Raw genomic sequence first — 509 nt, 5'->3', positions numbered from 1 at the left:
CCAGCTCCAGCGTGTGCGGCAGCACGACCAGGTCGAGGCTCTGCGAATCGAACGGCAGCGCATCGAAATCGCAGCGCAGCACGACGGCCACGCGCTCGGCGGGAACGCCGTTGGTAACACCGGCGGCGGCATCGGTGGGAACTTCGGCCGCGGGATCGCGCTCCACCAGCTTTCCATGCGCATCGAGCGCCACCCAACGGTGTGGCATCCGGTTGGCCCTCAAGCCTTCGAGCTCGGTCATGCCGAGCTGCAAAGCGTGAAATCCGAACACATCGGCCACGCTTCGATCGAGTTGGGCCTGTTCCCAGGCCAGCAGGTAGCGCCCCGGGGGGGTCTCCAGCCACTGGGCCAAACCTATAATCCCGCCGACTTGTGTCATGAAACTGCTTGCCCTGCCAGCCTTTGCCGATAACTACATCTGGATGCTTCACGATGGCCGGCAGGCTCTCGTCGTCGATCCGGGTGAATCGGCACCGGTGGAGCAAGCGCTGGACGCTCATGGCCTGAGG

Annotated in this window: 2 pseudogenes; one reads left to right on the top strand and one right to left on the bottom strand. The window is 64.6% G+C overall.

Annotated elements, in window-relative coordinates:
* Positions 1 to 379: pseudogene (locus AC1D01_RS38310) on the bottom strand (SAM-dependent methyltransferase); the annotation flags it as partial.
* Between AC1D01_RS38310 and AC1D01_RS38305 the strand changes: the two are divergent.
* Positions 378 to 509, top strand: a pseudogene (locus tag AC1D01_RS38305) (hydroxyacylglutathione hydrolase); the annotation flags it as partial. The pseudogenes AC1D01_RS38310 and AC1D01_RS38305 overlap by 2 nt on opposite strands.

It is taken from the genome of Rhizobacter sp. P3_B12 (assembly GCF_056402895.1).
This window is presented reverse-complemented; position numbering and strand designations above follow the sequence as displayed.